This window comes from Rhizobium ecuadorense, assembly GCF_001187535.1.
In the GTDB taxonomy this organism is placed as follows: Bacteria; Pseudomonadota; Alphaproteobacteria; order Rhizobiales; family Rhizobiaceae; genus Rhizobium; species Rhizobium ecuadorense.
In genome coordinates this window covers 1-271 of the sequence record NZ_LFIO01000859.1, presented here as the reverse complement: position 1 = coordinate 271, position 271 = coordinate 1, and the positions used below count along the sequence as shown (strand labels likewise).

General features: G+C 62.4%; 1 protein-coding gene. It reads left to right on the top strand.

Going from position 1 to position 271, the window contains the following annotated elements; translation table 11 throughout:
* Positions 1-271 (top strand): SRPBCC family protein (locus tag AF337_RS14905; RefSeq protein ID WP_049732640.1); only part of this gene is annotated, 271 nt, incomplete at both ends.

Below are 271 nucleotides of genomic sequence, written 5' to 3'. Positions count from 1 at the left end.
CACCCAGCCGCATCTGATCGCGGACTGGCTGATGAAGAATGACTTCGTGCCGGTCGTGGATCACCGTTTTAAGCTCAGCGCGGATTGGGGATCCGTCGATTGCCAGGTCCTGGAAGTCGAGCCGAACAAAACCCTGTCTTACACGTGGGCTGCCTATGATCTCGCAAGCGTCGTCACCTGGACTCTCACGCCTACGGGCGCGGGCACGCACCTGCGTATGGAGCAATCGGGCTTCCGGCCGGATCAGCGGCAGGCTTACGGGGGCGCCAGG